This window comes from Erythrobacter aurantius (assembly GCF_023823125.1).
Lineage (GTDB): Bacteria > Pseudomonadota > Alphaproteobacteria > Sphingomonadales > Sphingomonadaceae > Erythrobacter > Erythrobacter aurantius.
Genome location: NZ_CP090949.1, coordinates 375351 through 399686, shown reverse-complemented (window position 1 = coordinate 399686; position 24336 = coordinate 375351). Strand labels below are relative to the sequence as shown.

Annotated in this window: 24 protein-coding genes; 21 read left to right on the top strand and 3 right to left on the bottom strand. The window is 62.1% G+C overall.

Going from position 1 to position 24336, the window contains the following annotated elements; all coding sequences use genetic code 11:
* The first annotated feature begins 57 nt into the window (after positions 1 to 57).
* From L1K66_RS02000 to wecC, 10 genes are all read left to right on the top strand, one after another.
* Entirely contained in the window at positions 58 to 729 is a 672-nt protein-coding gene (locus L1K66_RS02000) for a nicotinate-nucleotide adenylyltransferase (RefSeq protein ID WP_252259392.1), read from the top strand.
* Between the two features lie 87 nt (positions 730 to 816).
* Positions 817 to 1230 carry a ribosome silencing factor gene (rsfS, locus tag L1K66_RS01995; protein ID WP_034956578.1) on the top strand — a complete coding sequence of 138 codons (414 nt, stop codon included), beginning with the start codon at positions 817 to 819 and terminating at the stop codon, positions 1228 to 1230.
* 134 nt (positions 1231 to 1364) lie between these two features.
* Positions 1365 to 1787, top strand: a complete 423-nt coding sequence (locus L1K66_RS01990; protein WP_252260560.1) for a 23S rRNA (pseudouridine(1915)-N(3))-methyltransferase RlmH — start codon at positions 1365 to 1367, stop codon at positions 1785 to 1787.
* A gap of 4 nt (positions 1788 to 1791) precedes the next feature.
* Complete coding sequence (locus L1K66_RS01985; protein ID WP_252259391.1) at positions 1792 to 3033, top strand: murein hydrolase activator EnvC family protein; 1242 nt, start codon at positions 1792 to 1794, stop codon at positions 3031 to 3033.
* Positions 3034 to 3200: 167 nt separating this feature from the next.
* Entirely contained in the window at positions 3201 to 4544 is a 1344-nt protein-coding gene (locus tag L1K66_RS01980) for a S41 family peptidase (protein ID WP_252259390.1), read from the top strand.
* A gap of 49 nt (positions 4545 to 4593) precedes the next feature.
* On the top strand, positions 4594 to 5046 hold the full coding sequence (locus tag L1K66_RS01975; RefSeq protein WP_252259389.1) for a disulfide bond formation protein B: 453 nt from the start codon (positions 4594 to 4596) through the stop codon (positions 5044 to 5046).
* A 26-nt stretch (positions 5047 to 5072) separates the two neighbouring features.
* Positions 5073 to 5594 carry a demethoxyubiquinone hydroxylase family protein gene (locus L1K66_RS01970; protein ID WP_252259388.1) on the top strand — a complete coding sequence of 174 codons (522 nt, stop codon included), beginning with the start codon at positions 5073 to 5075 and terminating at the stop codon, positions 5592 to 5594.
* Positions 5595 to 5686: 92 nt separating this feature from the next.
* Positions 5687 to 6277, top strand: coding sequence for a hypothetical protein (locus L1K66_RS01965; RefSeq protein WP_252259387.1), 591 nt, complete (start codon positions 5687 to 5689; stop codon positions 6275 to 6277).
* A 129-nt stretch (positions 6278 to 6406) separates the two neighbouring features.
* Positions 6407 to 7558 (top strand): non-hydrolyzing UDP-N-acetylglucosamine 2-epimerase, encoded by a 1152-nt coding sequence (wecB, locus tag L1K66_RS01960; RefSeq protein ID WP_330221245.1) that lies wholly within the window; start codon positions 6407 to 6409, stop codon positions 7556 to 7558.
* Entirely contained in the window at positions 7555 to 8862 is a 1308-nt protein-coding gene (wecC, locus tag L1K66_RS01955) for a UDP-N-acetyl-D-mannosamine dehydrogenase (protein ID WP_252259386.1), read from the top strand. The genes wecB and wecC overlap by 4 nt, the downstream gene beginning before the upstream one ends.
* Here the strand turns inward: wecC and L1K66_RS01950 are convergent.
* Positions 8859 to 9872: an NAD-dependent epimerase/dehydratase family protein gene (locus L1K66_RS01950; RefSeq protein ID WP_252259385.1), complete on the bottom strand. Its 1014-nt coding sequence runs from the start codon at positions 9870 to 9872 to the stop codon at positions 8859 to 8861. The two genes, wecC and L1K66_RS01950, sit on opposite strands and share 4 nt — an antisense overlap.
* Positions 9873 to 10037: 165 nt before the next feature.
* Between L1K66_RS01950 and L1K66_RS01945 the strand changes: the two genes are divergently transcribed.
* The 11 genes from L1K66_RS01945 (at position 10038) to neuC (ending at position 21848) form a co-directional block, all read left to right on the top strand.
* Entirely contained in the window at positions 10038 to 11183 is a 1146-nt protein-coding gene (locus tag L1K66_RS01945; protein ID WP_252259384.1) for a glycosyltransferase family protein, read from the top strand.
* Positions 11170 to 12264 carry a glycosyltransferase family 4 protein gene (locus L1K66_RS01940; RefSeq protein WP_252259383.1) on the top strand — a complete coding sequence of 365 codons (1095 nt, stop codon included), beginning with the start codon at positions 11170 to 11172 and terminating at the stop codon, positions 12262 to 12264. Before L1K66_RS01945 ends, L1K66_RS01940 begins: the two co-directional genes overlap by 14 nt.
* Before the next feature lie 66 nt (positions 12265 to 12330).
* Positions 12331 to 13815 (top strand): aminotransferase class I/II-fold pyridoxal phosphate-dependent enzyme, encoded by a 1485-nt coding sequence (locus L1K66_RS01930; protein ID WP_330221244.1) that lies wholly within the window; start codon positions 12331 to 12333, stop codon positions 13813 to 13815.
* 6 nt (positions 13816 to 13821) lie between these two features.
* A complete protein-coding gene (locus L1K66_RS01925; RefSeq protein ID WP_252259382.1) occupies positions 13822 to 14673 on the top strand; it encodes an aldolase/citrate lyase family protein in 852 nt (283 codons plus the stop codon).
* Positions 14670 to 15224, top strand: coding sequence for a sugar transferase (locus tag L1K66_RS01920; protein ID WP_252259381.1), 555 nt, complete (start codon positions 14670 to 14672; stop codon positions 15222 to 15224). Before L1K66_RS01925 ends, L1K66_RS01920 begins: the two co-directional genes overlap by 4 nt.
* 2 nt (positions 15225 to 15226) lie before the next feature.
* Positions 15227 to 17035: an asparagine synthase (glutamine-hydrolyzing) gene (gene asnB / locus L1K66_RS01915; RefSeq protein ID WP_252259380.1), complete on the top strand. Its 1809-nt coding sequence runs from the start codon at positions 15227 to 15229 to the stop codon at positions 17033 to 17035.
* Positions 16998 to 17741 carry an acylneuraminate cytidylyltransferase family protein gene (locus L1K66_RS01910; protein ID WP_252259379.1) on the top strand — a complete coding sequence of 248 codons (744 nt, stop codon included), beginning with the start codon at positions 16998 to 17000 and terminating at the stop codon, positions 17739 to 17741. Before asnB ends, L1K66_RS01910 begins: the two co-directional genes overlap by 38 nt.
* A complete protein-coding gene (locus L1K66_RS01905; protein ID WP_252259378.1) occupies positions 17738 to 19009 on the top strand; it encodes a hypothetical protein in 1272 nt (423 codons plus the stop codon). The genes L1K66_RS01910 and L1K66_RS01905 overlap by 4 nt, the downstream gene beginning before the upstream one ends.
* Entirely contained in the window at positions 18996 to 20060 is a 1065-nt protein-coding gene (locus L1K66_RS01900; protein WP_252259377.1) for an N-acetylneuraminate synthase family protein, read from the top strand. Before L1K66_RS01905 ends, L1K66_RS01900 begins: the two co-directional genes overlap by 14 nt.
* Positions 20057 to 20719, top strand: coding sequence for an acetyltransferase (locus L1K66_RS01895; RefSeq protein ID WP_252259376.1), 663 nt, complete (start codon positions 20057 to 20059; stop codon positions 20717 to 20719). Before L1K66_RS01900 ends, L1K66_RS01895 begins: the two co-directional genes overlap by 4 nt.
* Complete coding sequence (gene neuC, locus L1K66_RS01890; protein WP_252259375.1) at positions 20685 to 21848, top strand: UDP-N-acetylglucosamine 2-epimerase; 1164 nt, start codon at positions 20685 to 20687, stop codon at positions 21846 to 21848. Before L1K66_RS01895 ends, neuC begins: the two co-directional genes overlap by 35 nt.
* 8 nt (positions 21849 to 21856) lie before the next feature.
* On the opposite strand, the gene L1K66_RS01885 is transcribed toward neuC, so the two are convergent.
* Complete coding sequence (locus L1K66_RS01885; RefSeq protein WP_252259374.1) at positions 21857 to 22984, bottom strand: hypothetical protein; 1128 nt, start codon at positions 22982 to 22984, stop codon at positions 21857 to 21859.
* Positions 22981 to 24330: an O-antigen ligase family protein gene (locus L1K66_RS01880; RefSeq protein WP_252259373.1), complete on the bottom strand. Its 1350-nt coding sequence runs from the start codon at positions 24328 to 24330 to the stop codon at positions 22981 to 22983. Before L1K66_RS01880 ends, L1K66_RS01885 begins: the two co-directional genes overlap by 4 nt.
* Positions 24331 to 24336: the final 6 nt, after the last annotated feature.

Here is a 24336-nt window from a genome sequence, read left to right as displayed (position 1 = left end):
GCCGAGTCCCGCAATGCTCTCCTGACAGCGCCGGGAGGGGCTGCTATCCCGGCTCGGATGAATCGATCAGGCACAAAGCGCACCGGACTTCTGGGGGGCAGTTTCAATCCGGCGCATGGCGGGCATCGCCGTATCACCCTGTTTGCGATGGAAGCTTTGGGACTCGACGAGGTATGGTGGCTGGTATCGCCCGGAAACCCGTTAAAGCCAAAGGCCGGGATGGCCCCGTTGGCAGCGAGAATGAAATCGGCGCAATCGCTGGCTCGCCGCGCCCCCATTGTGCCGACCGCGATCGAGAAAGAACTCGGAACGCGCTTTACGATAGACACCTTGCGCGCGCTCAAGCGGCGCTATCCCCGGCGCGAGTTCGTTTGGTTGATGGGGTCGGATAATCTCGCGCAGTTTCACAGGTGGAAGGATTGGCGCGATATCGCCCGCACCATGCCGATTGCAGTGATCGCGCGACCCGGTTATGATGCGCAGGCCATGACGAGCCCCGTCATGGCCTGGCTCAGGCGCTATCGGGTGTCTGTCGCCGGTTTCAGGAAACGGGGGCAATGGAGCGCACCGGCACTGGTGTTCATGCGTTTCGATCCGGACTCAAGATCGGCCACGGCTATCCGTCGTGCCAATGCCGATTGGGCCGGGCTTTATCGTGAAACGCCGGTGCGTGATGGGCTGACTTTTCGCCATATCCAGCAATGGCCGGACACAGGTGAGACCGAATGAGGCTTTTGGGGCCCTTTCACTCACTTCTTGCCATTCGGCGTGCCGACGCCCATTTCAACCCTACAATCTGGAGAATAAAGCTAGCCTATGACACAGGCACACACTGCTTCGGCAGTTCCGCCACGGGCTGTTCCCGCCATGCCGACTGATACGCAACTCGATAGCCTGCACGATCTGGTCATGCGCCAGCTCGACGATGATCAGGCGCAGGAAATCGTCTCGATCCCGCTTGAGGGCAAGAGCTCGGTGGCCGATTACATGGTAATCGCCAGCGGCCGTTCGACCCGCCAGGTCGCCGCGATCGCGCAAAAGCTTGCCGAAAAGGTCAAGCAGGCCGGCTTCGGCCCCGTCCGGGTCGAAGGCCTTCCGGCTGCCGACTGGGTGCTGATCGATGCCGGCGATGTCGTCGTGCACTTGTTCCGTCCGGAAGTCCGCAGCTTCTACAACCTCGAACGCATGTGGTCGTTCGAAGGCAACGAAGCGGCCGCAGGCCGGGCGTAATTCGCTTTGTCGCAGCGCCGCCGCGCTGCGATGTCTTCGCTCACGCGGCCTTATGGCCGCATCGCTGCGGGCGGCCGGTCGGCCTTGCGGCCTGCAAGCGGGCCGTTCGACTCAAGGCTACGGATAAGACCGTCATTCTGCTTCACGTCATCGCTCGCGGTAAGATTGCCCGCTCGCCCGAAGCTGAGCTGGTCGCGCGTTATGAAAAGCGCATGACCTGGCCTGTCCGTCTTACCGAACTGCCCGAAACCGGCGGACGGATCCCCGATCCCGTCACTCCCTACAAGACGGTTTTGCTGGACGAGCGGGGCAAGGCGCTCGCTTCGGAGAAACTTGCAGATACTCTCGGGCGCTGGCGCGATGACGGCATACGAGAAACCCGTTTTGTGATCGGTGCGGCAGACGGCCATTCCGAACAGGAGCGGGCCGAAGCCGATCTGCTGCTGGCGTTTGGTCCGGCAACCTGGCCGCACCTGCTGGCACGGGCGATGCTGATGGAACAGCTGTATCGCGCCACAAGCATTCTTGCAGGCCATCCCTATCATCGGGCAGGGTAGCGTCATGATGCGTCACGCCGCCCCAATTTGTGTCTCGATCGGAGTTGCCGGAGCTTTGATTGTCGCCGTGCCTCAAGGCTGGGCCCAACGCGAAGTCGCTCTCCTTGAACCGGCCGAAGCGCAGGCCGAACTGGAGCGGGCGACACGCGAAAGCCAGCAGGCCGAAGCCCGCGCAGCGCGCCTCGCCAGCGAAGCTTCCGAAGCGGAAGAGGAGGCGGAAAAGACTGCGCGCGAGGCGGCATCCGTTGCCGCGCAGATCCAGGCATCGGAAGCCGATATCGCTGCCGCTCTCGCACGCTATTCGCTTGCCCAATCCGCCAGCGCGGCGCTGTCCGCGCGTCTGGCAGAACGCCAGCAGCCGCTCGTCCGCCTGACCGGGGCCTTGCAAACGACCGCCCGTCGTCCGCTGGCGCTTTCGGCTTTGCAGCCCGGTTCGCTCAAAGACGTCGTCTATGTCCGTGCCGTGCTCGAATCCGCGGTGCCGGAAATCCGCCAGCGGACCGCAGCCTTGCGCTCGGAGCTCGAGCAACGCCGCAATCTCGAACGCCGCGCCGAACGCGCGCTCGCCAACCTGCGGGCCAGCGAGGAACAGTTGCAGGTCCGCCGGGCTGAACTGGCAAAGCTCGAAACCCGCCAGCGCCTCGCATCTCGTGAGGCCCGTGGTGTTGCCGCGCGCGAGGCGGAACGGGCGCTAGCCCTCGCTGAAGAGGCTCGCGATCTCGACGGGCTGATCGACAAGATTGACGAAGCCGCAACGCTTCGCCGCGAACTGGCGGCCTTGTCCGGCCCGATCCTGCGCCCTGCCGATATCTCCGCCGGGCCGGTTTCGGCGTCTGACCGATCAGCGATGGCGACCCCCAGCCCCAGTCCGTCCAGCACGCGGCTTTCCGGGTTCCAACTTCCGGTTCAGGGCCGGACTGTGACAGGCTTCGGCGAATTGCGCGAAAGCGGGATGCGTTCGACCAGCCTCGAACTCGCTCCGGCGCGCGGCGCGCAAGTGGTTGCGCCCGCAACCGGGCGGATCGCCTTTGCCGGGCCGTATCGAGGCTTCGGGCGAATCGTCATCATCGAACATGAAGGCGGCTGGACAAGTCTTGTCACCGGGCTTGACCGGATCGAGGCCGAAGTTGGCGATGCAGTGATCGCAGGCGCACCGCTCGGCGTGGCGGGCAGCGATGCGCCGCTCGTCACGATTGAACTGCGCCGGAATGGCGAACCGGTTAACCCGCTCAATTTCCTTGGTTAACCCGACTATGACGTCGGCGGCTTGCGGCGATGCCAAGATCGCCGAATGCTAATACTATCGCGCTTAACTGCCCCGCAGCGGGACGTTGAATTCCGCTCAATTGCTCTCATCTGGCGTTAAGCTGCACGAACCTATACAAAGTGTGCGAAAGGAGCCTCTGCCGCCTTATGAAAATTGCCGCCTTGCTTCGCAGCGCCGCTCTGGTCACCGCCGTCGCGTTGATCCCGGCCACTACCGCCACCATGGCTCAGGTCGATGGCCGCGCCGGGCCTGAACTGGCCAAGGTGTTCGCGGTCTACCAGCGCATTCAGGCCAATTACGTCGAGCCTGTCGATGACGAAGTGCTGGTGCGCGGCATGATCGACGGGATGCTGGCGGCGCTTGATCCGCATTCGGGATATCTCGACGGCAGCGATCTCGAACGGCTCAACACCATGATCGACGGCAATTATTCGGGGCTGGGCCTATCGGTCATCCTCGAAGATGGCGCGGTGAAGGTGATTTCCCCGTTCAAGGGCAGCCCTGCCGATCAAGTGGGTATCAAGGCGGGTGACTTCATCACGCACCTCGATGGCGAACTGATCGTCGGTGGCGAACTGGACGATGCAGTCGCCCGGATGCGTGGCAAGGCCGGAACTTCGATCAAGCTGACGATTTTCCGCCCCGGTCGCGACGAACCGATCGAAGTCGATGTCACGCGCGGCGTGATCGAGCTGGAGCCGGTCACTTACAAGCTTGAAGCAGGCAACATCGGCGTCATTTCGGTCAATGAATTCTCCGCCGATGTCGGCGCGGATGTGTACCGCGCATGGGAGGACCTCAAGAGCGAGGCGACCGGTCGCATGAGCGGGCTGGTGCTCGATCTGCGCTCCAACCCTGGCGGATCGCTGGACGAGGCGGTTGCGCTGTCGGACCTGTTCCTGAAGTCCGGGCGGATCGTTTCGCAACGTGGCCGCGCCCGCGGCGAAACCCTGCTCTACGATGCCGAAACCGTGTTCCGCGGAGATATGGCCGAAGGCGTGCCGGTGATCGTGCTGATCGATGCAGGTTCCGCTTCCGCTTCGGAAATCGTCGCCGGCGCGTTGCAGGATCATCGCCGTGCGCTGGTCATGGGGCAGCGCAGCTTTGGCAAGGGATCGGTGCAATCGCTATTGCCGCTCGGCCCCGATGCCGCGCTCAAGCTGACGACGGCGCGTTATTACACGCCTTCGGGCAAATCGGTGCAGGAAGGCGGGATCACCCCCGATATCCGCGTGCCGCAGCTGTCCGATCCCGATTTCGCCCTGCGCGAGAAGTTCCAGACGCGCGAATCCGATCTGCGCGGCCATCTGATCAACGAGCTCGGCATCGCCGACGAGGAGATGGAATCTGACAAGATCGACGATCCGCGCTTCAAGCTGACTTCGGAACAGCTTGAGGAGCAGGGAATCGAGGATTTCCAGCTGCACTACGCGCTCGAAACCCTGCGCCGCACCACAGCCAGCTCGGTTGCGTTGAACACACGCCGCTGATCGATTGATCGCACTGGCCATTCGGCGCCGCGCTGCTTAAGTGGGCTGCATGACTGGTTTGCAGCAATCCCGCTTGCTCGCGCTCGCTGTTTCGGGCGGGCTTCTGGGCGGCGCCTATGTGTCGCAATATGGCTTTGGCCTGTTTCCCTGCGAAATGTGCTGGTGGCAGCGCTATCCCCATTTCGCCGCACTTGCGCTCGGGCTGGTGTCGTTCCTTGCAACACCGCAGCGGGTCTGGGTCGCGCTGGCGGGCCTCGCGATAGTTACCTCCGGCCTGATCGGCGGCTTCCACGCGGGCGTCGAATATGGCTGGTGGGAAGGCATCACCGGATGCAGCACCATGCCCAGCGGCACCGATGTGATGGATATCTCCGCCGCCCCGCTGGTGCGGTGCGATGTCGCGCCGTGGACACTCTTCGGCATCTCCCTTGCCGGGTTCAACTTCCTGATATCGTGCGTCGGTGGGGCAGCCGTGGTGGCCTTGGCTGCGTATAGGAAGTAAGTAGACACGAGATTCAGGAGCCCACTATGGACCGCCAAGAACTTCACCGCATGATCCGGGTCGACCAGGCCGGGGAATTCGGCGCGACCCGCATTTACGAAGGGCAGTTGGCGGTCATGGGTGATCGCGGCCCGCACTCGGCGGAAATCCACCACATGGCCGAACAGGAAGAGGGCCACCGCGCTCGGTTCGACGAAATGCTGGCAAAGCGCGGGGTCCGCCCGACGGCGCTGCACCCGTTCTGGTCTGCCGCCGGCTATGCGCTGGGCGCAGGCACCGCACTGCTTGGGCCGGAAGCGGCGATGGCCTGCACCGCCGCTGTCGAGGAAGAGATCGACAAGCATTATACCGAACAGCTTGAGCGCCTCGCCGAAACCGGTGCCGATCCCGAACTTGCCACCATGATCGAGGAATTCCGCGAGGACGAGCGCCAGCACCGCGACGCTGCCTTGGCAAACGGAGCGGAGAACGCGCCTGCCTATCCGCTGCTGTCCGGCGCGATCAGGCTCGGCTGCCGGATCGCGATCAAGGTGAGTGAGCGGATTTAGCCAATCTGCACCCTTCAGTAGCGGTTCAGCGGCTGCTATGTAGCGGTCAGAACATCTTGAGCGCTGATCGCGCTCGCTTGAGAGGAACCCCAATGGCCATTCTGTCGCGCCTTGCCTTCGTTGCCCCCTTCGCCGCCGCCGTTTGCGCCTCACCTGCTTTCGCGCAGGAACCCGAACAGGCACCGACCGGAGAGCGGGTGAATATGGTCATTGCATACAGCGAGGATGAATGCCCCACCGCCAGCCAGCCGGGCGAAATCGTCGTTTGCGAAATCCTGGTCGAGGCTGAGCGGTATCGCATTCCTTCGAATCTGCGGCAGAGCGACTCGCCTGAGAACGAGTCCTGGACGAGCCGCGTCGAAAAGATCCGCTACATCGGTGACTTCGGCACGATGTCGTGCAGCCCCGCCGGTGCCGGCGGGATTACGGGCTGCACGCAGCAGATGATCAACGCCGCTTACGCCGACCGTGCCGAGGGCGAAAACGTGCGCTTCAGCCAGCTGATCGAGGAAGCGCGGCAGGAACGTCTTTCGACGATCGACGCCGATGCCGCCGCTGAACAGGAACGGGTCGAGCAGATCGAGCGTGAATATCTCCAGCGCCTCGAACGCGAACGCGATCAGCCGCTTCCGGGGGAAGATGAATTGCCCGCTCCCGCAGCCGAAGAAGAGCCTGGCAAGTGACTGGCGGAGCGCGATAATAATAACCGCTCCATTAACCGTTCCCTGACCGATCTCTGCTAAGGCCCAATCTCGTCATTCATAGCCGCCGCACAGGCCCGATTGGTCGTGCGGCAACGAGATTGAGAACGCGTGACCAGACCGATCAAGGCCTTGCTGATATTCGGCACCCGTCCCGAAGCCATCAAGATGGCTCCGGTGGTGCGGGCGCTTGCGGCTGATCCGCGATTCGATGCACGCGTCTGCGTCACCGCGCAGCACCGCGAAATGCTCGACCAGGTTCTCGATCTGTTTGGAATTGTGCCGGATCACGATCTGAACCTGATGCAGCCGGGACAGGGTCTGCACGAAATCACTGCTGGTGTGTTGCTCGGACTGAAACCTGTCCTCGATGTAGAAGCCCCCGATATCGTGCTGGTGCATGGCGACACGACCACGACCCTCGCGGCTTCGCTGGCGGCTTATTACGCGCGGGTGACCGTGGGTCACGTCGAAGCGGGTTTGCGCACCGGTAACATCTATTCACCCTGGCCCGAAGAGATCAATCGCAAGGTCGCCGGCGCAATCACGCGGCTGCACTTCGCCCCGACACAAGGGTCGCGCGGCAATCTGCTGGCAGAAAACGTGCCCGCCGATCACATCGTGGTGACAGGCAATACGGTAATTGACGCGCTGCTCGAAGTGGTGGAGCGCCTGAGCCAGGATCCCGCGCAATCGGCCGCGCTCGATGCGCGCCTGGGTATCGATCGGAGCAAACGGCTGATCCTTGTCACCGGCCATCGCCGCGAAAGCTTTGGCGGCGGGTTTGAGCGCATTTGCGACGCCATCGCCTGGCTTGCCGACCGGGGCGACACGCAGGTGATCTATCCGGTGCATCTCAATCCCAATGTCAAAGGGCCGGTCGAGGCGCGGCTAGCCGCCCATCCTGCCGTGCATCTGATCGAACCGCAGGATTACCTGCCTTTTGTCCATCTGATGCAGGCAGCTGATATCATTCTGACAGATTCAGGCGGTGTGCAGGAAGAAGCACCTTCGCTGGGCAAACCCGTACTGGTCATGCGTGACACCACCGAACGGCCCGAAGCGGTCGATGCCGGAACCGTCCGGCTGGTGGGTACCGATAGCGACCTGATCGTGCGCGCGGCGAGTACTTTGCTCGATGATCGGAGCGCTTATGAAGCCATGGCGCTTGCTCACAACCCCTATGGCGACGGCCTAGCCTCCACCCGGATCCGCGACGCCATCGTCCAGCACTTCGAACACTCACAGCCGGTGAACCCATGAGAAAACCCATAAGCAAAGTCTCTGTCATCGGCCTTGGCTATATCGGCCTGCCGACCGCAGCGATGTTCGCATCGCGCAAGGTCGAGGTTGTCGGGGTCGATGTGAACCCGAAAACGGTCGATACCATCAATCGCGGTGACATCCATATCATCGAGCCTGACCTCGACATGGTCGTCAGCGCAGCGGTGAACCGGGGTTTCCTGCGTGCGACCATGGTTCCCGAACCTGCCGACGCATTCCTGATCGCCGTTCCCACCCCCTTCAAGGGCGACAATCACGAACCCGATCTTTCCTATATCGAGGCAGCCTGCAAGGCGATCGCCCCGGTGCTCGAGCCGGGCAATATCGTGATCCTCGAATCCACTTCGCCCGTTGGCGCGACCGAGGCGATGGCGGGTTGGCTTGCCGCCCATCGCAGCGACCTGACTTTCCCGCAGCAGGCGGGTGAGCAGTCCGACATCCGGATCGCACATTGTCCGGAACGTGTGTTGCCCGGCAAGGTCATGCAGGAACTGATCACAAATGATCGGGTGATTGGCGGGATGACTCAGCGCTGCTCGCTGACGGCAGCTGCGCTGTACAAGCTGTTCGTCACCGGAGATTGCGTCATCGCCTCGGGCCCGCGCGCCGCCGAGATGGCCAAGCTTACCGAAAACAGCTTCCGCGACGTCAATATCGCGTTTGCCAATGAGCTGTCATTGATCTGCGACGAGCTGGAAATCGATGTGTGGGAGCTGATCATGCTCGCCAACCGGCATCCGCGCGTGAACATCCTCCAGCCGGGGCCGGGTGTCGGCGGGCATTGTATCGCGGTGGACCCGTGGTTCATCGTTTCGTCCGCGCCCGGTGCTTCGCCGCTGATCCAGACTGCACGCCGGGTCAATTCAGGCAAGCCGGACTGGGTGCTGGATCAGGTCAAGGCGGCGCTCGGCAATCACCTTGCCAATCACCCGGCAAAAACCGCCGCTGAGGTGCGGATCGCGGTCTACGGCCTCGCCTTCAAGCCCGACATTGACGATTTGCGCGAAAGCCCGGCGCTGGAAATCGCTGAAGAAATTCTCGCGTGGCACAGCGGGCCGATCTTGGTGGTCGAACCCAATGTCGATACGCTGCCCGCATCGCTCGAAGGCGCGGCGCTGGTGCAGCCAGCCGAGGCGGCACGGGCGGACATCCATGTGATGCTGGTCGATCACCAAGGCTTCAAAGGGAGCGCGCGGCCAGAGGGCGAAATCGTCGACACACGCGGCGTGTGGGCAGAGGCGCCACGGCTTTACAGCTTTGTCGAACGCCGGATGGTGGCCTAGACCGCGTAATAATCGCGATACCAAGCGACAAATTCGCGGATGCCGTCACGCACTCCGGTTTGCGGGGCGTACCCGGTCAATTCGCGCAATAGCGTCGCATTTGCCCAGGTCGCGGGCACATCGCCTTTTTGCATCGGCATGAAGTTCTTCACCGCCGCGCGTCCGCATTCCGCCTCGATTGCCTCGACGAAATCCATCAGCCGCACCTTGTCGCTGTTGCCGATATTGACCACCCGCCAGGGGGCAGCGGGGGACAGCGAATCCCACTCGGGAATATCGTCTGTGCTTTCCGGGCGAACCGGCGCCTTGTCGATCAGCAGGCGGATGCCGCGCACCAGATCGGTGACATAAGTGAAGTCGCGGAACATCTCGCCATTGTTGTAAATGTCGATCGGCGTCCCTTCGAGGATGCCGCGCGTGAACTTGAACAGCGCCATGTCCGGGCGACCCCACGGGCCATAGACCGTGAAGAACCGGAACATGGTGGTCGGCAGGTTCCAAAGATGGGCATAGGAATGCGCCATCGCCTCGTTCGCTTTCTTCGTCGCGGCGTAGAGCGTCAGCGGGGTGTCGCATTTCTGACGCTCGTCGAACGGCATTTCCTCATTCGCGCCATAGACCGAACTGGTCGATGCCATGAGAAGGTGATCGACGCCCAATTCGCGCGCGCATTCCATGACGTTGAAAGTGCCCACCAGATTGGCATCGACATAGGCGCGCGGGTTTTCGAGGCTGTAGCGGACCCCCGCCTGCGCAGCGAGGTGGACGATGATGTCAGGCTTTTCCTCCATCGCCAGCGAATGCAGCGCGTCGAAGTCCTCAAGCATTGCGGTGACGCAGCGGAAATTCGGGTTCTGGAGCAACATCTGATGTCGCCGCTCTTTCAACCGGACATCGTAGTAGTCTGTCATCCCGTCAAAGCCGACGACGCGAAAGCCCTCGTCCAGCAGGAGGCGTGCGAGGTGGAACCCGATGAACCCGGCCGAACCGGTGATGAGGACAGTTCGCATTGCCACCCCTTGGCTTGGTCTCGATCTCGCCAGTTTACCTCGGATTTGGAGGCAGTAACCCCGGCGCTGCGCAAATGGAAAAGTTAAGTCTGCGCCGCAGTTGGAATTCTGTTAGCGGGAGCCGATTAAGAAATCACGGTAGATCAAGCACGAAAGCGTCGTATTTTGTCAGCTCCTATCCTTCTTTGCGCAGCCTATGGCGGGGGCCACGTCAATGCCTGCCTGCCCGTGGCCATTGCAATGGCGCAGAAAGGGTGGACGGTTCATTTCCTCGCGCTCACAACCGCATACGAAAAAGCCCGCCATTCGCGGCTACAGGTCTGGCAGGCGCGCGATCTGGTTGCCGACGGTGAAGAGGAAATCCTTGATCTCGGGAGTGAAATTGCTGGTGAGGTTCCGGATCATGGGCCGGTTTCGGCGCAGGAAACCTATGCTTATCACGGCCTTGGATTTCATGACCTGATCACCCAGTTGGGCCGCGAAAAGGCCGAGGCGCGTTACCGCGAAAGGGGCAGGGTGGCGTTCGAGCATGGCGAGCTTGCCCGGCGCATCATTGCGCAGGTCCGGCCGGATATCGTGCTGACGACCAATTCTCCCAGGGCGGAAAAGGCGATCATCGATACGGCCCAGTTGCAGGGTATACCTGCTGTGGTGCTAAACGACACGCTGGCCAGCGAGTCCAACCACTGGCTGCACGATCCTGATTATGCCGATCGTATCTGCGTTCTGAGCGGACCTGTACGTGATGTCTTGATCCGATCCGGACATAACCCGTCCAAGATCGTGGTTACGGGCAATCCCGCGTTTGCATCGGCAGCCGAATTGCGAAAAGACCGCGCCGCTTCATCAGGATCAGGGTCACGCAGGGTGCTTTACGCCTCGCAGCCGCTTCCTGCCGAGGATGCGGAACACAAGCAGCGCGTGATCACCGAGCTGCACCGGATTGCCGCGAAAAGGGAAGATCTGGAACTGCGGGTCCGCCTCCACCCCAACGAACAAGCGCGCGCTGCCGCTGGCCCTACTCTTGCGGAAGACCTGTTGGCAGCCGACATCGTGATCACTCATGGCTCAACCGTGGGGATAGAGGCAGCGCTGGCCGGTATCCCCGTGGTGTTGCAAATGGGATCGCAGATCGCACGGCAGTGTCGTTTCGAAGAATATGGCATTGCCATGGCGAACGAAGACGTTACCGAGCTGGAAATGGCTATCGACCGCGCCTTGGCGCTGGGGGTCGCATCCCAATTCTCGATGCCCGCAAACAGTCTTGGCAACGTTGCTGCTGTGCTCGAGGAGATGATTGATTACCGATAAGCGTGTCTTGCTGATGCGGTCCGATGTGCGTCTTGCCGGGCCGGGCGTGCTCATGTTCGGCGTCGCCAGCGCCCTGCGTGATCGCGGCTGGCATGTGGAGGTCGCCGTGGGCAGCGATGCCTTGACGGATCGTTTCACTGCGGCCGGTTTTCCGGTCCATCTGGTCCCCGGCCTCGACTTGGGTGACCGGACTGCGATCCGGATGGCAAAAGGCGCCTCCGCCCTGCGCCGGATCGTGAAAAACGGCGGCCATGCCATCCTGCACAGCTTCAATGCGCAGGCAGGCCTGATTGGGTGGCTGGCCAGTGCCGGGCTAAAGGCGAAGGTGGTGAACACGGTACTTGGCGCGGGCAAGGAGGGCCTGCTGAAACGCATGCCGTTCAAGCTGATCGCGGTTTCCGATTTCGTGAAGCGCGATCTTGTTCGCCATGGCGTTCCGGAAGAGCGCATCACGACGGTCTACAACGGGGTGCTGGCTCCAGATCAACTGCTTGCGGACAAAGGCAGTTTCGATGCCCTGTGGCAGGCGAGGCGGGCGGACGATACATTCCGGATCGTGGGCATTGCGATGATGAACGGCGACAAGGGCCAGCGCGCCTCGATTGACGCGGTCGCACGGCTCGCCGCACTTGATCCGCCGCGAAAGCTTGAACTGGTTCTGGTTGGAGACGGCACCAGACGGCCATCGCTCGAAGAGCATGCCAAGACCATCGGCATTGCCGACCGGGTGCGGTTTACCGGTGCCTTGAGCGACGTGTTTCCCGAGCTCGACCGGGCGCATGCCTTCCTGCACCTTTCCCCGCAGGAAACCTTCGGCATTGTTCTGGCAGAAGCTCACGCAAGGGGGCTGCCGGCAGTTTCCTACGCTATCGGCGGCATTCCCGAAGTGGTGAGCGATCAGGCGAGCGGCATCCTTGTCCCTCTTGGTGATATCGACGGCGTGGTTGCCGCCCTGAAACGGTTGGCGGACGATCGCGCGGAATGCGAAACTATGGGATGGCACGGGCTTGAGCGCACCCGTCGGCTGTTTATGCGCGAGGCATTGGGCGAGCGGATCGAGAGTGTCTATGCAGCGCTTTGATTGGCATACCACTCACCCTGTGGAAGCCGCGTGCGGCAATTCCGCAATCCAAAGGGGGGCGTCATTGTGACTGTACCGGTGGCCACATCGCTCGCCCGACTGTGTGTGACGTCAGACTTGTCTCTGGCCGAAGCGCTTCAGCGCCTCGACGAAACAGGTGGCGGTCCCTTGCTGGTTCTGGATCATGACGGGCGGCTTCTGCGGCTGGTGACCGACGGCGATCTGCGGCGAATGATCCTTGCAGGTAGCGGAAACGATGCCGCGTTGTCGCTCCTGCCCCCGGTGACGCCAGTCGCCGCACGGATGGACACTTCGGTTGCCGAGCTTGAGGCGCTTTTTGCCACACACAGGATAACGGCCATTCCCCGGCTGGATGCCGAAGGCCGCCCCCGTGTGCTGGAGCGGCGCGAGTTCAGCGGCCCGGTGCTTCTTTCGACGCCGCATCTGGGCGAGCTTGAGCAGGAATTCGTCCAGCAGGCGTTCGATACCAACTGGATCGCGCCGCTGGGGCCGCAAGTCGAAGGCTTCGAGCGTGAACTGGCCGACTACAGCAACAACGCCCACGTCGCCGCGCTCAGCTCGGGCACGGCGGCGCTCCATCTGGGCCTGATCCTGCTGGGGGTGAAAGACGGGGATCGGGTTTATTGCCCCAGTTTCACCTTTGCCGCTTCGGCCAATCCGATCCGTTACGAACGCGCCGAACCGGTCTTCATCGATTCCGAAACGGAGACCTGGAACATGTCGCCTGCCGCGCTGGAGCGGGCGCTCAGCCGGGACGCAGCAAGAGGAAAGCTGCCTAGCGCGGTGGTAATCGCCAATCTCTATGGCCAATCGGCTGACATGGATCCGTTGCTTGAGCTTTGCGACAGCTATGGTGTCCCCGTGCTTGAGGATGCGGCGGAATCGCTTGGGGCGACATACAAGGGCCGGAAATCGGGCAGTTTCGGCAAGCTTTCCGCCTTTTCCTTCAACGGGAACAAGATCATCACGACCTCGGGCGGCGGCGCGCTGTGCTCGGATGACGAAGAGCTGATCGCGCGTGCCCGTTTCCTGTCGACGCAGGCGCGTGAGCCCGCTGCCCATTACGAGCACAAGCACATCGGCTACAATTACCGGATGAGCAACATCCTCGCCGGGATAGGGCGCGGACAGCTCAAGGTGCTGGACGAGCGCGTGGCCCGTCGCCGCGAGATATTCGAGCTCTACCGGTCGGTGCTTGCCGGGATCGAAGGGATCGAATGGATGCCAGAACCCGAGGGGTATTTTTCGACCCGCTGGCTGACCACCGCCACCTTCAAACGCGAAATGGGGCAGAACCCGGTGCAATTGCTTGAGGCGCTCAAGGTCGTCGGGATCGAGGTGCGCCCGCTGTGGAAGCCGATGCATCGCCAACCCGTCTTTGCCGGCTGCGAATATGTGTCGCATGGAGAGAACCACTCCGTCAGCGATGATCTGTTTGATTGCGGGCTTTGCCTTCCGTCAGGTTCCAACATGTCCGACGAAACCGTCATCCGGATCGCGGAACAGCTGCGTTATCTGCTTGCAGGGTAGCCGGTGATGTCGAAATTCTGCCCTGTCCTTATCACCGCCGATCCCGATCTGGCCCGCTCTGCAGAGCTTTGCGGCGTGGGCAGGATCATGGTCGATCTTGAGCGGAACGGGAAATTCGAACGTCAGAAATTCCGCGACACCTGGATCAGCAAGCACATTCTCGACGATATCGGCCCGGTGGCCGGGGCGCTGCAACAGGCCGAGCTGATGGTGCGGATCAACCCGCTGTTTGACGGGAGCGCCGCTGAAATCGATTCCGCGATCGAGCGCGGCGCTGGGGCGATCATGCTGCCGATGTTCCGCCGACTCGAGGAAATCGAACAGATCGGTGCGATGATTGCCGGTCGATGCCGTTTCATTCCTCTGGTCGAAACGGCGGACGCGTTTGAGATCCTGGAGCGGGTGGCAGCGCATCAGGCCGTCGACGAAACCTTCATCGGCCTCAACGATCTGCATATCTCGCTGGGGCTGGATTTCATGTTCGAGCCGCTGGCTAACGGCATGCTGGAAAGCGCCTGCGCCGCGCTCCGCCGGGTGGGCAAGCCGTTCGGTTTCGGTGGTATTGCCCGGATTGGCGAAGGCGATCTGCCCGCCGAATTCATCGTGCGCGAACATGCGCGGCTCGGCTCCACAAGGGTGAACCTGTCGCGCACCTTTGCCCGGCAGTCCTCGAGCGACAGCGTGCTTGCCACCGGCAATTTCGATGTGATGCAGCGCGAAGTGGGCAAGCTGCTCGATCTCTACGATGCCGCACTGGAGGCAGGCGACGAGCAAAAGGCCGCCAACACTTCCGAACTGCGATCGCGGATCGAGACGATTGTCGCCCAGATCCGCAAGCGGAGGGAGAGCGCGGCGTGAAGCGGCTGTTCGACATTGCCGTCAGCGCCGCCGCCCTGCTGGCCGCATCGCCGCTGCTCGCGGTGCTGATGGTCTGGATCAGGCTCGACAGTCCCGGCCCCGCGCTGTTCCGGCAGACCCGGATCGGCCTCAATGGCCAGCCGTTCACGATCTTCAAGCTGCGCAGCATGGTGCAGGACGCTGCCGAGCGCGGTGGTTATGCAACTTCGGCGACGGATGCCCGCATCACACGCGTGGGGCAATTCGTGCGCCGCACCAGCCTTGATGAATTGCCACAGCTTTTCAATGTGTTGCGTGGGGATATGAGCCTGGTCGGCCCGCGCCCCGACACCCCGATGCAGGAAGCGAACTATTCCCCCGAAGATTGGCAGCGCCGGCATCAGGTGCGGCCCGGCATCACCGGACTTGCACAAGCGCGGCTGCGGTCGGCGGCCACCGCCGAGGAGCGGCTGGCGCTCGATCTCGAATATGTCTCCAGTGCCAGCCTTTCGCGCGATCTGGCCATCTTGTTCGAAACGGTGCGCACCGTGTTCATCCGAAAGACTGTCTGACCATGTGTGGCATTTCCGGTTTCTGGTCGTTTTCCGGCCGCAGCGTCCCGATTGAACGCATTGCGGCGATGTCGCGGGTGCAGGGGCATCGCGGCCCGGATGGCGACGGGGTGTTCTGCAACGGACAGGTGGCAATCGCGAACCAGCGGCTTGCGATCATCGACGTCGAACATGGCGATCAGCCCTTCGTCTCCGACAACGGCGAAGTGGCGCTGGTGCAGAATGGCGAGATCTTCAACTATGTCGAACTCGCTGAAGAGCTGCGCGGCCTTGGCGTTCGCATCGATACCCATTCCGATACCGAGGTGCTGCTGCGGGCCTATCTCCACTGGGGCCCGGATTTCGTCAGCCGCCTGAACGGGATGTTCGCGATTGCGATTTGGGACAATCGCGATCGCTGCCTGCGTCTCTATCGCGACCGGATCGGGGTAAAGCCGCTGTTCTATGCGCAGACCGGTGACGGGTTTGCCTTTGCCTCGGAAATCAAATCGATCCTCGCCGCAGGAATTGAGCCGAGGATCGACTTGCAGGCGCTCGACCTGTTCCTGACCTTCAACTACGTGCCGCCGCCGCACACCGCCTTTGTCGGGGTCCGCCACCTTCCACCCGGCTGCATGGCCGAATTGTGCGCCCGGGAGCCCATGCGGATCAAGCGCTGGTGGTCGCTTACCGCGCGCGATCTTGCCAATCGCAGCGAAGCGGACTGGACCGGCGAATTCCTCGACACCTTCGAAGATGCCGTGCGCCTGAGGCTCAGGTCCGATGTACCGTTCGGGGCCTTTCTTTCAGGCGGCGTCGATTCCAGCTCGGTCGTCGGGTTCATGGCTCGCAACATGGATCGTCCGGTCAGGACTTTCTCTATCGGGTTTGACGATCCGCGATTTGACGAATCCGCCAGCGCCCGGCTTGCAGCCGAGCGGTTCGGTACCGATCACATTAGCGAAATCGTCGAAGCTGACATGATCGACCAGTGGCCCAACGTGATCTGGCATCTCGACCAGCCGCATGGCGATGTCTCTTTCATGCCGACCAGGCGGGTTTCGGAACTCGCTTCGCGCCATGTGAAGGTCGTGCTGACGGGCGACGGCGGGGACGAGTTGTTTGCGGGCTATGACAAATATCGCAACTTCTTCGCCGCGCGGCCCGAGGGCGAAAGCGAAGAGGATTTCCGCGCCGCTTATCTCACCAATATCTCGTTGTTTGATGCGGCGGAGAAGCGGCGGCTGTACCTGCCCGAATTCGCAGCGCAGGTTGACGAAGCGGCGGCAGGCGATCTTGTCGGGCACCATTTTGACGAAAGCCGCCACTGGGACCGGCTCAACCAGGCGCTGAATATCGACATGCAATTGCTGTTGCCGGGCAACAATCTGGTAAAGCCGGATCGCATGGGCATGGCTGTCGGGGTGGAGGCGCGGACGCCCATGCTGGATTACCGCATGATGGAGTTCGCCTTCACCATGCCCGCCGAATTCAAGCTGCGCGATGGCGAAACCAAATATCTCTTCAAGAAGGCCGTTGCGCCGATGATCGGGGCCGACCTCGCCTATCGCAAGAAGCAGATGTTCACCGTGCCGATCGGGGAATGGTTCAAGGACAGGCTGGCACCCGTCGCGCGGGCGACGCTGCTGGGGAATGACTCTCTTACGCGCAGCCTGTTCGATACGGGCATCATGGCCTCCTACATTGATGCGCATGTCGCAGGGACGGAAAACCGGACGCGCGAAATTCGCGCATTGATGGCAATCGAATTGTGGGCGCGCGAGTTCCTCGGTGATGACAGACAGCAGGTGCACCCCTCCGATGCGGCCTGATGTTCTCGCCTTGATCCCGGCGCGGGCGGGCTCGCGGCGGGTCCCGCGCAAGAATACGCGCCTGCTGGGCGGGAAGCCGCTGGCGCAGTGGACATTCGAAGCGGCGTTGGCGGCAGCCTCGATCGGCAAGGTTCTGTTGTCCACCGATGATCCTGATTTGATCGCGCTGGCGGGGCATATGGGCGTGGACGTTCTCAAAAGACCGCAGGACCTGGCGGGCGATCACGCCAGCAGCGTTGACGTCGCTCTGCATGCGCTCGATTGCGAAAGAGCTTCGGGGCGCGACTGGGGCAGCCTTTGCCTGCTGCAACCGACATCGCCGTTTCGCGCCGAAGGCCGGATCGACGAAGGGTTGTCGATCTTGAGCGAGACACCCGATGTCGATGCGGTGGTTGGCGTGACCGAGCCGTCGCACCACCCCTTGCATTGCCTGCTCGAGCATCCAGACGGCAGTGTCTTCTTGATCGAAAGCGCGAACGCAGCGCGCGCCGCGCAACGCAGTCAGGACCTGCCCCGCGCATGGGCGTTGACGGGGTCGTTCTACGCCATCCGCGCTGCCACCCTGCGCGAAACACAATCTTTTCTGCCACCACGCTGCCACCCGCTTGCCTGCACGGCACCGGGCGAGGACATCGATATCGATTGGCCGGTGGATTTCGAGAGAGCAGAGCATCATCTCTCGACGCTTGCGGGAGCGGGCAAATGAGCCGCGCGCTTGGTTCGACGCTGATCCTGATGGCGATAACCTTCGTCTCCAAACTGATCGGCTTTGTCCGGGAACTCGTGCTGCTGGAGACGCTGGGGATCGGGGTAGAGCTTGATGTCTTTGTCGTGCTCTACGGACTCGTTACCCTCGTCGCCGGGGCGCTAGGCATCTGCATCGTCACCAGCCTTACGCCGATTGCCGGACAATACCGCTCTGCTCTTGCCACGAGGCAGCTGCTGCTGGAGGGATTGCGCTTAGGCTGCGGAGTGGGCTTTGCCGCGCTGGTCCTTTGCACCGCTTATGTCGCCATTGCGGGTCAAGAGGGCGGGGCAAGTTCATGGCAGGTCGCCTTGATCGTGCCCTTCATTGTCCCGTTCAGCCTGCTGGCGGAATATCAGGTGGCGCTGTTCCTTTCGCGCGACCAGCGTACCCCGGTGATCGCGGGCAATCTGATCATTTCGCTTCCGCTGGTTGCAGCGCTGCTGGTGTTCGATCTCGACATCGTCACCTATGCGCTGGGCCTGATGCTGAGCTTTGTCTTGCGTGCGGTGATCTTCACCGTGTTGTTGCTGCGCTCGAGCGAGGCCGATCAATCCACGCCTTCGCAGTCCTCCTCGCTGTTCGGAACGCGATTGGGCCGGACGTTGGCCGGAGGCTCTGCCATGCTCGCGATTGCCGCGATATCCGTGACCGCCGCGATGATCGCACGCGAGCTGGGCGAGGGTGAGGCAACGATGATCGCTTACGGGCTCAAGGTACCGCAATTCGTGATCACATCGCTCTGGTTCGTGCTTGGCACCGGGTTTTTCGCGCAGCTGGTCACGCGCGGTACTGCCGGCAGCAAGCGGCAGATCGCGGTCTATTCCATGATCAATCTCGCGATCATGGCCGCGTTTGTCGCGGCAATCGCGTTGCTCCCAGACCAGTCGACACTGCCCGCAGCGCTCGCATCATCGGAATTGCTGATGGTGCTTGCCGCCAGCCTGCCCTTCCTGCCGCTGATCGTGCTGACGCCAATCGTCGAAATGAGCCAGCGCCTGCTGGTCACGGCGCAGCGGCATATGGCGGTTCTGTCGGTAACCGCAGCCATCCTGATTGCTGGCTTGGCCGCTCAGATCCTCGCCGTTCTGACTGGTTCGGCCGCGCTCCTTGCCTGGTCGATCGTAATTGGCGGGGTGTGTGGCGCAGGCGTCGCTTGCGTGATGGTGGCCCGCCTTGATCTTTCCACCCCATCCCATGAAGCGAGCTTTTCCAATGTCTCAGCCTGATCATGCGATCGCTATTGGCCGCCGTTCCCTGTCGGACCGAGACCCGTGTTTCATCATCGCCGAGATTGGCGTCAATCATGACGGCGATCTCGAGATCGCGCACAAGATGATCGACGCAGCGAAAGCAAGCGGCGCCGATGCGGTGAAGTTCCAGACCTTCAAGACCGAAGCCAACATCCTGCGCGACGCGCCAAAGGCCGATTACCAGAAGCGGCAAACAGGTGATGGCAGTCAGTTCGACATGGTGCGACGGCTGGAGCTGCAGTTCGCCGACTTTGTCGAGCTGAAACGGCATTGCGACGCGATCGGCATCGAGTTTCTCACCACCGCTTTCGATCCCGAAGCGCTGGATTTCGTCGTCTCCCTTTCGCCCGCTTGTCTCAAATGGCCGTCAGGTGAGATCAACAATCTGGCGCTGCTGCGACAGGCGGCGAGATCGCGGTTGCCGGTTCTGGTGTCGACCGGGATGGCGAGTCTCGGCGAAGTCGATCGCGCCCTCGATGAATTGCGCGGTTCGTGCGATTTTGCAGTCATGCAATGCGTTTCGGATTACCCCGCACGATTGGAAGACCAGAATCTGCGCGTCCTTCGCACATTCGCTGCGGCGTTTCATTGCCCGGTCGGCTTGTCGGACCACACGCTGGGCCAGACTGCTGCCATCGCCGCACGCGCATTGGGCATGGCGGTTCTGGAAAAACACTTCACACTCGATGCAGCGATGCCGGGGCCCGATCATGCCGCGTCGATGGAACCGCACGATTTCAGAACGATGGTCGATACCTTGCGGGCTCTCGAAACCGGGCTTGGCGACGGGATCAAGCGGCCGGTCGAAGCCGAGCTTTCAACCAGGGCCGTAGCGCGCAAGAGCCTTGTCTACGCGCGCGATCTTGCCGAGGGCCATTTGCTGACGGCTGATGATTTATGCGCCAAGCGGCCCGGAACCGGCCTCCCCGCCGATCTCATCGATCAGCTGTGCGGACAAACGCTTGCGCGCGCGGTTTCGGCGGATACGCAGGTCCGGTTGAGCGATATGGGAGGGGAGGCGGCATGAACACCAGACATCTGCTAGGCGTGTATGGCGCGGGCGGCTTCGGGCGCGAAGTCATCCCGGTGCTTTCGCAATATGCCGCGCAAAACCATGCGCCGGAAAGCTGGCAGACGGTCTTCATCGACGATGCCCCTGCCGGATCGCTTGTCGGGAAATATCAGGTGATGCGCCTCGACGAATTCGCACGCTGCGAAGCCGCATCTCGCGAAGCGGTGCTGGCTGTGGGTAGCGGCGCAGTGCGTCAGGTTCTTGCGGATAAATGCAGGGCGGCAGGCGTCCCCGTCGGCTCGCTGGTGGCACCGAACGCAATGATCCTAGACAATGTCGAACTGGGCAAAGGCGCAGTGCTTTGCCCGTTTTCCATGGTCACCTCCGACACGAGGATCGGCGAACTGTTTCAGGCGAACATCTATGCCTATATCGCGCATGACTGCGTTGTCGGAGATCGGGTGACGCTCGCGCCCGGAGCCAAGGTGAACGGTAACGTCCATATTGCCGATGATGTCTACATCGGAACCGGCGCGGTGATCCGTCCGGGCAAACCTGGAGAGCCCCTGATCATCGGCGCAGGCGCGGTGATCGGAATGGGTGCGGTAGTCACGCGCAACGTCCCTGAAGGGGCCACTGTTGTCGGCAATCCGGCAAGGGTGCTGGGCGGCTGACACGATGCGGATCGATTATCTCACCGGAAGCCGCGCCGACTTCGGCCTGATGCTGCCGTGCTTGCGCGCGCTTGACGCGGCTGCAGACTTCGAGTGCCGGATTGTCGCGACAGCGCAGCACCTCGCGCCCGGCTATGGCAATACAATTGCCGATATCGAGGCAACCGGACTTGAGATTGCCGCGCGGATCGAGGTCCCTTTGAGCGGTGAGGACGGCCGCGAGATGGCGCTGGCCATGGCGGCCGAACTTCGCGGGCTGACAGAATTCTGGAGCGCGGACAGGCCCGATGCGGTCATGCTGCTGGGCGACAGGGGTGAAATGCTGGCCGGCGCACTTGCCGCGATGCATCTCGCCATCCCAGTCATCCACGTCGGCGGGGGTGAGCGCTCCGGTACGCTCGATGAAAGCTTTCGCCATGCGATCACCAAGCTGGCCCATGTGCATCTGTGCTCGACCACGCTTGCGGCAGACCGCATCATCAGGATGGGGGAGCGGCCCGAACTGGTCAGAACCATCGGCGCACCCGGATTGGTGGGCATTCGCGAGCTGGCAGCGGCGCCGTTCAGCTATCGCGAACGTTTCGGGTTTTCCGAAGATGGCAAGGTCGCGCTGGTGATCTATCATCCCGTCGTGCAGGAGGCGCAGCAAGCCGCAGTGCAAGCGCAGGCAGTGATCGAAGCCGTCAGGGCCGCAGGTTTCTGCCAGCTTGTCTTGCGGCCCAATTCGGATGCCGGGGGCAAGGCGATCGATGAAATGCTTGATCGCTATGAAGGCGAGGGTGAAATCCGAGTTGTCGATCACCTGCCTCGCGCAGAATACCTCGCAGCCATCCGCGAGGCGGATATGCTGGTCGGCAATTCGTCATCGGGCATCATCGAATCCGCCAGCCTCGGGACACCTTGTCTCAACATCGGATCACGCCAGAACGGGCGTGAGCGCAATGCCAACACCGTCGATTGCGCGACTACCGATGCGGCTGATCTGGCCACGGGAATTGCCAAGGCGCAGGATGCGGATACTTCGGCGCCGAATATTTATGGCGATGGTACTACCGACACGAAGCTGGTCGAGGCGTTGCGTTCGATAGAGATCGGCCCCGGCCTGCTTTCCAAAATGAACGCCTATTGATCCGCGCTTTAACGCGGGTGTGCGAGGGGCGGCTGTAAACCTTGCGGCACCTCGGACGTCCGCCAACCAAGACCGAAGCCTGTCAATTCCACCATCGTTCCGCGTGAATAGGTGTACCCCAGCGCGAACATGATCGTGCCGAAAGCGCGGATATCGGTGATGATCGCTTCCATCATTCCCAGCGCCATGAAGATCGTGAGGCTGGCAAGGAACAGGTAGTTTCGCTGGCGCCAGCCATTGATGGCAAATGCGATGAGGAACACCGCGAAGGCAAAAAACGGCACAAAACCGTAGGCGACCCAGACTTGCAGCAGGAGATTATGCGCGTGCTGGATCTCGAGCCGTTGGTAGATCGGGTAAATGTTCAGATATTCGGCAAAGGCGGCTTCGCCGAAATTGAAGGCATAGGCCCCACGCGTCTGGGCGTAATGCAGGCTGACTTCAAGGATTTGCAGACGCAGCCGGTCGGAGAAATTGTCCATGCTGAAGCCGCGATAGAACAGCACCGCTCCTGCAAGCGCGACGACAACCACAAGGAGAAATCGCTGCTTGCGGATGCCCTCGATCGAAAGCGCGGTCGCCAGCAAGGTCAGCGCCAGCAAGGCTCGCGACGCGACAAAGATCGCGAAGGCGAAAAGCAGGGCGAAACACAATAGTCGCACCCCACCTTTGAGCCGGAGGACGATAAGCGGCAGGAACACCGCGAGCATGGATGCCGAATGGTTGTTGTCGGGCGGGTAGATCAGGGCATCCTGGCTCAATTCGGCATCAGTGAAGTACAGTCCTGCGTAAACCAGCGTGATCACGCCGAGAAAGATCGGAAAGCCGCGCGAAAGCCCGCCATTCTCGACCCCGAGCATCAGCCCGATCGCGAGGCTCGCGGTGGCGAACAGGAACTTGAGCGCGTCAATATTGCGTCCGCCGACCCCGTAATTGAGAATCGGGCCGAGCACGGCGAGGCCTGCAAAGATCAGGAACAGCACGATGATCGTCGCCGTACCGTCCGGCATCTTCGGGCTGATCCTCACCCCGCGATAGGACAGCAGGAAGCCGGTCAGCGCCAGTACGAAGCCCGAATACAGCGCGGGCATCAGAAAGCTGGCGAAAACCGCCGCAAGACACAGCAGCAGGATCATTCGCCGCGGCTTCCCGGGGACGCAGCTTTCGGCACGGCCAGAATGGCAAGGAAGATCACAAAACCAAGCGCCCCTGCCGGAGTGCGCAGCGGATAGTCGAACAGGCTGCCGGCGACTAGGATGAGGATCGCCGCAAAGGCGCTGAAAGTCAGGCGGCTGGCGTGATCACGCGGGCGCAACAAAGCGTGCCGTTTGCTCCATGCCGTCCGTGCAATCCATAGGCCGAGAACGAGCAGGATGGCGGGTGCTGCCAGCCCGCCTTCGATGATCACTTCGAGCCAGTCGCTATGCGCGTGGTTGACGTAAAAGGGCTGGATCATCTCCCGCCGCTCGTAGATCTCGAACACTTCGGGGAAAGTCCCGAAGCCCCAGCCGAGGGGCATGGCATCCGCGATCATGGCAAAAAGATCGGGCAGGATCTGGAAGCGCAAGTCGTCAAAGCTGTCCTTGTCGGCAAGCCGTTCGAAGGCTGCGCCTGCACCAGACAGCGCGATGCCGACCAGCGCGAGCAACACCGCCGCGGGCAATGCAAGCATTGCTAGACGGTCGCGTCGCTGCGAAGGATAGGGAGGGGTTGCTGCGATGCGAGCATCCGCAAAGAGCGCCGTCGCAACCAGAAATGCACCGATCGCAAGCACCGATCCGGCCCGCGAGCCCGTCATGATGCAAAGCCCGACAAGGCCTAGCGCAACGATTCGGCCAAGCCACAGGAAAGCCGCGCCACGTTCCCGTGCCAGTCTTTCTCCGAAGGCCAGCACGAAGGGTATGATCGCCGCCAGCATCACCGCCTGATGATTGCGATTGGCGAACAGGCCGACAGGGTAGCTGTCATTGGTGACGCGGTAGAGATAAAGGATCGATTGCGAGGGCGCGATCGCCTGAAGCAGGCCCAGCGCCGCCGAAGCCAGCAAAAAGCCGACGAGCAGCAACAATGCCCGCTCACGGGTTTCCTCGTTGGCGATGGCCAGTAGGATCAGACCCGCAATGGGAACCAGAAGTGCGCCAAAGGCATTCAAGGTCGCCATCGGCACCACCGAAAGCGGCTGCCAGCCGAGAGGAACCCGCGCTGCCTCCAGCGCGGCGACGAGCGGCTCCCTGCCGGGGAGCGCCGTCCAGACCTGCGGCGGCAGCGGCACAATTTGCAGCAGCGCCAATCCGGCCAGGAGCGCAAATGCTCCGATCGGAACGCCAAGTCCGGTCGCAGGCGACTTCAGCCACTGCACCAGCGCATAGCCGAGAACCAGTACCGCCATCGGGCGCAGCAGGAGCAGCGACGCGGCGTCCGCCCGCGCGCTTCCGCCTAGCAGAAGGACGAGCGCAAAGAATCCGACGGTCAAGCCGGGCAACAGCGT

Bases quoted from the DNA above. Each gene is read 5' to 3' on its own strand.
- L1K66_RS02000 (WP_252259392.1), top strand. From the start codon at position 58: ATGAATCGATCAGGCACAAAGCGCACCGGACTTCTGGGGGGCAGTTTC.
- rsfS (WP_034956578.1), top strand. From the start codon at position 817: ATGACACAGGCACACACTGCTTCGGCAGTTCCGCCACGGGCTGTTCCC.
- L1K66_RS01985 (WP_252259391.1), top strand. From the start codon at position 1,792: ATGATGCGTCACGCCGCCCCAATTTGTGTCTCGATCGGAGTTGCCGGA.
- L1K66_RS01980 (WP_252259390.1), top strand. From the start codon at position 3,201: ATGAAAATTGCCGCCTTGCTTCGCAGCGCCGCTCTGGTCACCGCCGTC.
- L1K66_RS01975 (WP_252259389.1), top strand. From the start codon at position 4,594: ATGACTGGTTTGCAGCAATCCCGCTTGCTCGCGCTCGCTGTTTCGGGC.
- L1K66_RS01970 (WP_252259388.1), top strand. From the start codon at position 5,073: ATGGACCGCCAAGAACTTCACCGCATGATCCGGGTCGACCAGGCCGGG.
- L1K66_RS01965 (WP_252259387.1), top strand. From the start codon at position 5,687: ATGGCCATTCTGTCGCGCCTTGCCTTCGTTGCCCCCTTCGCCGCCGCC.
- wecC (WP_252259386.1), top strand. From the start codon at position 7,555: ATGAGAAAACCCATAAGCAAAGTCTCTGTCATCGGCCTTGGCTATATC.
- L1K66_RS01950 (WP_252259385.1), bottom strand. From the start codon at position 9,872: ATGCGAACTGTCCTCATCACCGGTTCGGCCGGGTTCATCGGGTTCCAC.
- L1K66_RS01925 (WP_252259382.1), top strand. From the start codon at position 13,822: ATGTCGAAATTCTGCCCTGTCCTTATCACCGCCGATCCCGATCTGGCC.
- asnB (WP_252259380.1), top strand. From the start codon at position 15,227: ATGTGTGGCATTTCCGGTTTCTGGTCGTTTTCCGGCCGCAGCGTCCCG.
- L1K66_RS01910 (WP_252259379.1), top strand. From the start codon at position 16,998: ATGACAGACAGCAGGTGCACCCCTCCGATGCGGCCTGATGTTCTCGCC.
- L1K66_RS01905 (WP_252259378.1), top strand. From the start codon at position 17,738: ATGAGCCGCGCGCTTGGTTCGACGCTGATCCTGATGGCGATAACCTTC.
- L1K66_RS01900 (WP_252259377.1), top strand. From the start codon at position 18,996: ATGTCTCAGCCTGATCATGCGATCGCTATTGGCCGCCGTTCCCTGTCG.
- L1K66_RS01895 (WP_252259376.1), top strand. From the start codon at position 20,057: ATGAACACCAGACATCTGCTAGGCGTGTATGGCGCGGGCGGCTTCGGG.
- L1K66_RS01885 (WP_252259374.1), bottom strand. From the start codon at position 22,984: ATGATCCTGCTGCTGTGTCTTGCGGCGGTTTTCGCCAGCTTTCTGATG.